General features: G+C 71.3%; 8 protein-coding genes. All 8 read right to left on the reverse strand.

Annotation, left to right across the window (positions count from 1 at the left end):
- Positions 1 to 64: 64 nt before the first annotated feature.
- The gene (locus K206_RS0135360) at positions 65 to 613 is read right to left on the reverse strand and encodes a GNAT family N-acetyltransferase (protein WP_020206976.1); all 549 of its coding nucleotides are present in this window, start codon (positions 611 to 613) and stop codon (positions 65 to 67) included.
- A 95-nt stretch (positions 614 to 708) separates the two neighbouring features.
- Complete coding sequence (locus K206_RS0135365) at positions 709 to 1,320, reverse strand: GatB/YqeY domain-containing protein (protein ID WP_043367838.1); 612 nt, start codon at positions 1,318 to 1,320, stop codon at positions 709 to 711.
- Between the two features lie 138 nt (positions 1,321 to 1,458).
- Positions 1,459 to 2,391, reverse strand: coding sequence for an MBL fold metallo-hydrolase (locus K206_RS0135370; protein WP_020206978.1), 933 nt, complete (start codon positions 2,389 to 2,391; stop codon positions 1,459 to 1,461).
- A 59-nt stretch (positions 2,392 to 2,450) separates the two neighbouring features.
- Complete coding sequence (locus tag K206_RS0135375; protein ID WP_020206979.1) at positions 2,451 to 3,164, reverse strand: 2-hydroxychromene-2-carboxylate isomerase; 714 nt, start codon at positions 3,162 to 3,164, stop codon at positions 2,451 to 2,453.
- Between the two features lie 7 nt (positions 3,165 to 3,171).
- On the reverse strand, positions 3,172 to 3,432 hold the full coding sequence (locus K206_RS0135380) for a DUF1289 domain-containing protein (protein WP_020206980.1): 261 nt from the start codon (positions 3,430 to 3,432) through the stop codon (positions 3,172 to 3,174).
- 4 nt (positions 3,433 to 3,436) lie between these two features.
- Positions 3,437 to 3,958 carry a YbaK/EbsC family protein gene (locus K206_RS0135385; RefSeq protein WP_020206981.1) on the reverse strand — a complete coding sequence of 174 codons (522 nt, stop codon included), beginning with the start codon at positions 3,956 to 3,958 and terminating at the stop codon, positions 3,437 to 3,439.
- 20 nt (positions 3,959 to 3,978) lie between these two features.
- Positions 3,979 to 4,914 (reverse strand): hydroxymethylglutaryl-CoA lyase, encoded by a 936-nt coding sequence (locus K206_RS0135390; protein WP_020206982.1) that lies wholly within the window; start codon positions 4,912 to 4,914, stop codon positions 3,979 to 3,981.
- Positions 4,915 to 4,985: 71 nt separating this feature from the next.
- On the reverse strand, positions 4,986 to 5,927 hold the full coding sequence (locus K206_RS0135395; protein ID WP_020206983.1) for a glyoxylate/hydroxypyruvate reductase A: 942 nt from the start codon (positions 5,925 to 5,927) through the stop codon (positions 4,986 to 4,988).
- Positions 5,928 to 6,024 lie beyond the last annotated feature (97 nt).

Consider the following 6,024-nt stretch of genomic DNA (forward strand, 5'->3'; position numbering starts at 1 on the left):
ACGTTGACCTCAATCCTTTAAAGCTTTTAAAGCTGAATTCGAATCAAGAACCTTCAACCAAAACCTACTCCCCCTCATACCAAGGCGGCACCAACGAATACATAGCCGCCGCACACGGCACCCCATGCAACACCAGCCGGTTCCGCGCAATGCACTCGAAACGCGCGCCGATCTTCTCCGCCACCGCGCGGCTGACCGCGTTGTTCTCCGCGGCCACCACCTCGAGCCGCGTCAACCCCAGCCAGTGAAATCCATAACACGCCATCATGTCGGCCGCGCGCGCGCCGATGCCCTGGCGCTGGCGGCTTTGCCGGATCCAGTAGCCGAGGTTGCCGAAGTTGTAGTCGCGGTTGATCTGGTTGATGGAGACGCCGCCGTACAGCTCGCGGCCGTCCGGCGCGAACACGCCGATGTCGTAGGCTTCGCCGCTGCTCATGCTTTCCGCGCACATGTCGAACCAGCTTTCGGCGTCGCGCACGTTGTAGCCGGCGTGGCACCAGGGCATCCACTTGCCCACGGTGTCGAGCGATTCGTGCACGGCCGCGACGAACTGCGGCACGTCCGTGTAGCGGAACGGGCGCAGCAGGAAACCCTGGCCGTGGAGCGCTTGCATGATGGGGCCTCGTGTCCTCAAAGTGTTCTGGTCCTCGGTTTCTCGCGGCGGGTTCCGCTTCGCCTGCGCTTGCCGCGCCTCGTGCTTCGCCGCACTCAGCGCAGCGCCCTGCCGCCGCGCGCCATCGCCCCGGCGATCAGCAGGCGGGCCTGCACGCGCGCGTGCAGCAGGGCCATGTCGGCATGGCGCAGGCGCGGGTCGCGACTGAGGATGGCCATTGCCTTGCCGGCCTGCCGCGCGCCGGCGGCGCCCGCCTCGGCCGCGGCGCGGTCGATGGCGGCGTCGAGCTCGCACTCGGACAGCGGCGCGGCGATGCGCGCGGCCAGATGCAGCGCGGTGTCGTCGAAACCGGCGCCGTCGTCGAAATGGATGCGGCCTTCGATCTCCACGTCGAGGCCCTGCGGGTCGAGCTCGCCGAAGCGCAGCGCGCCGACGTCCACGGCGTGGTGCCGGCCGTCGAGATAGAGCGAGCCGTCGATATAACCCGGCTCCGGGTTGAGCGGGAAGCGCAGGCGCCGGCCGGCGAGCCGCGCCAGGCTGAGGCTGGGCAGGCTCACGCCGTCGAGGCGGAGCGCCGTGCGCACCTGCGCGCCGCCGAGCGGGAACGGCGCGAGCTCGACCAGCAGGTCGGCGCCGTGCGCGCGGATGGACGAGGGGGTGAGATGGGCAACCAGGGGCTGGAGCAATGCGACGGGAAAGACAGGCATCGGCGGCTTCCTCGCGGACGGTTCGGGGGGCGCAACGTGCCTACATGCTACGGCGTCCGGCGGGCGCGATCAAACGGAAAACGAGGGGAACCGCCGCCGGCCGCCCACGCTCCGTCGCCCGCCCCCGGTTGTCCGTCCTTAATCCCGGTTATGGACTTCGTCGCCTTCCACCGCCACCGCGCCGGCCTTCGCCAGCGACGCCAGCATGCGCGCGAGCATGGCGCCGAAATCCTCGCCGGCCAGGAAGCGCGCATGGATGCGCCGCATCAGCGGGGTCTGCCCGACCCACGCCAGCAGCGCCGCGTGGGACATGCGCTGCTGCTCGAGCAGCTTGAACTTGAGCAGCACCTTGACCGCGTGCGCGGCGTTGCGCGCGGGATCGGCACTCAGGTAGGCCAGCCGGCCGCCGGCCACCTCGAGCGCCGCGTCAACGTCGGTGAAGGGCCGGCCGTGGCCGGGAATCACCACGCGCGCGCCGAGCGTGGCGATGCGCGCCAGCACCGCGGCCTGCTCGGCGAAGCCGCTTTCGCCGTCGAGTTCGGGGAAGATCACGCCGAAGCCGTTCTCCCACAGCGCGTCGCCCGAGATCAGGATGCGCTCGTGCGGCGCGAACAGCATCACCGCGTGCGGGTCGTGCCCGGGCGCGGCCACCACCTGCCAGTCGATGCCGCCCAGGCGCAGCGCGTCGCCGTCCTGCACCACGCCGTCGAAGGCGAAGCGGTCGCACTGCTGGCCGGTGGCGCGGTAGCTGAGCAGGTCGTCGTCCCAGCTCCGCACGGCCGCGGCCTCGGCCGCCGGGATCAGCGTGCGCGGCTGCCAGCGCCGCTGCAGGATGGCGTTGCCGCCGCAATGGTCGGAGTGCAGGTGGGTGTTCACCAGCCGCCGCAGCGGTTTTCCGCCCAGGCCGGCCTCGGCCAGCGCCAGCGTCTGCGGCGCGTGCGTGACATAACCGGAATCGACCAGCGCGGTGTCGTCGCCGTCGACGAACAGGATGTTGTTGGCCGACAGCCAGCCGCGCTCGAACACGCGCATGGTGGAGGGCAGGACCGGCGGGGTAAAGGCATCGGGCATCGGCGTTTGTCTCTGTGTTTTTCTGGTTTTTCCGGTTTTCTGATTCTGGCCCGCGCCGACTAGGGGCCGGCCGGCTTCGGCGCATCCGCGCGGCCTTCGCCGGGCGGCAGCGCGCCGGCCGCGCGGAAGGCGCCGGAGGCGAAGAACGGGTCCCGCCGCAGGCGCGCGGCCAGCATGTCGAGCGCGTCGAGGCCCCAGAACAGCTGGCCGGCGGGGTCGCCCGGCAGCACCGCGGTCGGCACGCCGAACACGCCGCGCGCCACGGCCTCGTCGCCGTGCTCGCGCAGGCGCGCCTTCACCGGCTCCCGCGCCAGCGCGGCGGCGGGTACGCCCAGCGCGCCGCACAGCGCCGCGAATTCGGCCTGCCGCTGCGGCACGTGGCCGTGCCGCCAGACGAAATGCAGCAGCGGCGCCAGCGTCTCGCGCGAGAGCCGGCCCTCCAGTTCCAGCGCCACGGCCAGCCGCAACAGCGGCAGCGGATTGAACGGGTGCGCCGCCGGCATGGCCAGCGGCACCTCGTCGCGGTGCGCGATCCAGGCGACGTGCTCGAAGGTGAAGCGGCGCTTGGGCGGGATCTCCGCCGGGCCGACGTTGCCCCAGTGCCGCAGCAGGCCGGCGAACAGCACCGGCACGTAGCGCACGCGCGTGGCGGCCGGCAGGACCTGCGGCAGCCGCTCGAAGGCGAGGTAGGAGAACGGCGAGATCGGGTCGAAGTACCAGTCGACGGCGGCGGGAGCGACAGCGGGATCGGTGGCGAAATCGGCGGCGGTCATGGCAGCCTCACTCCGTGCCGGGCCGCGCGGCCTGCGCGGCCAGTTGCGCGGCGCGCGCCGGCAGCAGCGCCCAGATGGCGCGCCGCGCGGCGTCGTCGCTGCCGGACCACGCGGCGATTTCCTCGATGGTGCGCAGGCAGCCCTCGCAATAGCCGCTGGCCGCGTCCATGCGGCACACGTTGCGGCATGGCGACGGCACCGGCAGCGCATGCTGCGCGGCCTGCGCGCCGCGCGTCAGGTCCGCGGCCAGGCGGGACAGCCGCGACACGGCCTCAGTCCCCGGCCCGCTGCGCCACGTCGGCCACCGGGGCGCCGGTCATGCGCTGCAGCTCGTGCGGGGTGAGGTTGAACACCGCGTGCGGATGGCCGGCGGCGGCCCACAGGCTGTCGTAGCGGAACAGGTCGCTGTCGAGCAGCATCACCGGCGCCACCGCATGGCCGATCGGGCAGACCCCGCCGATCGCGTAGCCGGTCTTCTCGCGCACGAATTTCGCGTCGGCCTTGCCGAGCGGCCCGACCACCGCCGCCACCTTGGCTTCGTCGACGCGGTTGCTGCCGCTGGCGATCACCAGCACCGGCGCGTCGTCCGCCACGCGGCGGAAGATGATGGACTTGGCGATCTCGGCCACCGAGCAGCCCAGGCCCGCCGCGGCCTCGGCCGAGGTCTTGCCGGTCGCCGGCAGCATCACCACCGGCTTGGCATGGCCCAGGCCGGCCAGCAGCCCGGCCACGCGCTGCGCGGCCTCGGGCAGGGGCGCCGCGGCCTCGTCGTCGTTCACGGATCGGTCGTTCATGTCTGCTTTCCGGTGCGGGTTCACACGCAGGCCGGCGCCGCCTCGGCGGCGCTCGCCCACTTGGTCAGCAGCGCGCGGCCCACGCGCGAGCTGTTGGCGCGGCCGATGGCCTGCGAGATGAAGTCGCCGGCGCGCACCACCTGATCCAGGTCCACGCCGGTGTGCAGGCCCATGCCGTGCAGCATGTACAGCACGTCCTCGGTGGCGACGTTGCCGGTCGCGCCCTTGGCATACGGGCAGCCGCCCAGGCCCGCGACGGAGGCGTGGAAGATCGAGATGCCCACTTCCAGGCTGGCCAGGATGTTGGACAGCGCCTGGCCGTAGGTATCGTGGAAATGGCCGGAGAGGCGGTCCATCGGAAATTCCGCCGCGGCCGCGCGCATCACTTCCTGCACGCGCACGGGCGTGCCCACGCCGATGGTGTCGGCAATGTCGATCTCGTCGCAGCCGAGGTCGCGCATGCGGCGCACCACGTCCACCACGGCGCGCACCGGCACCTCGCCCTGGTAGGGACAGCCCAGCGCGCACGAGAGGCTCGCGCGCAGGCGCAGGCCCTTTTCCTTGGCCGCCGCGGCCACCGGCTCGAAGCGCGCGATGGATTCGGCGATCGAGCAGTTGATGTTCTTCTGCGAGAACGCCTCGCTGGCCGCGCCGAAGATCACCACCTCGTCGGCGCCGGCGGCCACCGCGCCCTCGAAGCCCTTCATGTTGGGCGTGAGCACCGAGTACAGCGTGCCCGGGCGGCGCTGGATGCGCGCCATCACCTCGGCGCCGTCGGCCATCTGCGGCACCCACTTGGGCGAGACGAACGAGGCCGACTCGATGTTGACGAAACCGGCGTCGCTCAGGCGGTTGACCAGCTCGACCTTGACCTCGGTCGGCACCAGCGCCTTTTCGTTCTGCAGCCCGTCGCGCGGGCCGACCTCGACGATCTTCACATAGTTGGGCAGTGTCATGGCGTCTCCTCCGTGTCCTGCCGCCGCGGCGCGCACGCCGCGGCGGCTGTGTCTGCTTGCTGTGTCTGCGTTCAGTAACCGCGCTGCAGGTCGACCACGCCGGCAATCGGCTGGCCCGCCCCGAGCGCGCGGATCTTGCCGGCGATCTGGGCGATGCTGTCCTCGCGCAGCGTCAGCGCGGCGATGTGCGGCGTGATGGTGATGCGCGGCTCGCCCCAGAACGGATGCTCGGCCGGCAGCGGCTCGGTGCGGAACACGTCCAGCGTGGCGCCGGCAATCTGGCCGGACTGCACCGCCGCCAGCAGGTCTTCCTCGACCAGATGCTGCCCGCGCGCCACGTTGACGAGATAAGCGCCCTTGGCCAGCTTGCCGAACAGGGCCGCGTCGAGCATGTTCTCGGTCTGCGGCGTCAGCGGCAGCACGTTGACCAGCACGTGCAGCCCGTCGAGGAACGCGGCCTGTCCGGCCTCGCCGGCAAACCCCTGCACACCCTCGATCTCGCGCGGCGTGCGGCTCCAGCCGCGCACCGGAAACCCGAAACCCGCCAGCGCCCGCGCGATCTGCGCGCCGAGCGTGCCCACGCCCATCACGCCCACGCTGAAACCCGCGCGGCGATGCGGCTTGAGGAAGCGCCAGTTGCCGGCCTGCTGCGCCAGCGCGTATTCGTCCAGGCGGCGGAAATAGCGCAGTACCGCGTGCGTCACGTACTCGATCATCTGCGCGGCCATGCCGGCATCGTCCAGGCGCACGATGGGCACGCCGTCTGGCAGCGCGCGCGGATCGTCGTCACGCAGGCGCAGGATGCCGTCCACGCCGGCGCCGAGGTTGAACACCGCCTTGAGGTCGGTGCGCCCGCGCAGCATCTCCAGCGGCGGGCGCCACACCACGGCGTAGTCAGCGCGTTCGGATTTGCTGTCTTCCCAGGTCAGGCATTGTGCCTCCGGCAGGGCTTCGGAGAAGCCGTCGATCCAGGGTTGGTAGCGGCCGTCGGGCACGTACAACTGCAGCTTCATTTCTTCTCCACAGGGGGTTCTTATCGTGATTTGGTCTATTTTCGCAGAGATGGGGTGGGAGTGGGGGGCTTCTGGGGGCCTGGCGGCGGCGGGGGGG

The organism is Cupriavidus sp. WS, assembly GCF_000395345.1.
In the GTDB taxonomy this organism is placed as follows: domain Bacteria; phylum Pseudomonadota; class Gammaproteobacteria; order Burkholderiales; family Burkholderiaceae; genus Cupriavidus; species Cupriavidus basilensis_B.

Excerpts from the sequence above, each read along its gene's own strand:
- K206_RS0135360 (WP_020206976.1), bottom strand. The coding sequence starts at position 613 with ATGCAAGCGCTCCACGGCCAGGGTTTCCTGCTGCGCCCGTTCCGCTAC.
- K206_RS0135365 (WP_043367838.1), bottom strand. The coding sequence starts at position 1,320 with ATGCCTGTCTTTCCCGTCGCATTGCTCCAGCCCCTGGTTGCCCATCTC.
- K206_RS0135370 (WP_020206978.1), bottom strand. The coding sequence starts at position 2,391 with ATGCCCGATGCCTTTACCCCGCCGGTCCTGCCCTCCACCATGCGCGTG.
- K206_RS0135375 (WP_020206979.1), bottom strand. The coding sequence starts at position 3,164 with ATGACCGCCGCCGATTTCGCCACCGATCCCGCTGTCGCTCCCGCCGCC.
- K206_RS0135385 (WP_020206981.1), bottom strand. The coding sequence starts at position 3,958 with ATGAACGACCGATCCGTGAACGACGACGAGGCCGCGGCGCCCCTGCCC.
- K206_RS0135390 (WP_020206982.1), bottom strand. The coding sequence starts at position 4,914 with ATGACACTGCCCAACTATGTGAAGATCGTCGAGGTCGGCCCGCGCGAC.
- K206_RS0135395 (WP_020206983.1), bottom strand. The coding sequence starts at position 5,927 with ATGAAGCTGCAGTTGTACGTGCCCGACGGCCGCTACCAACCCTGGATC.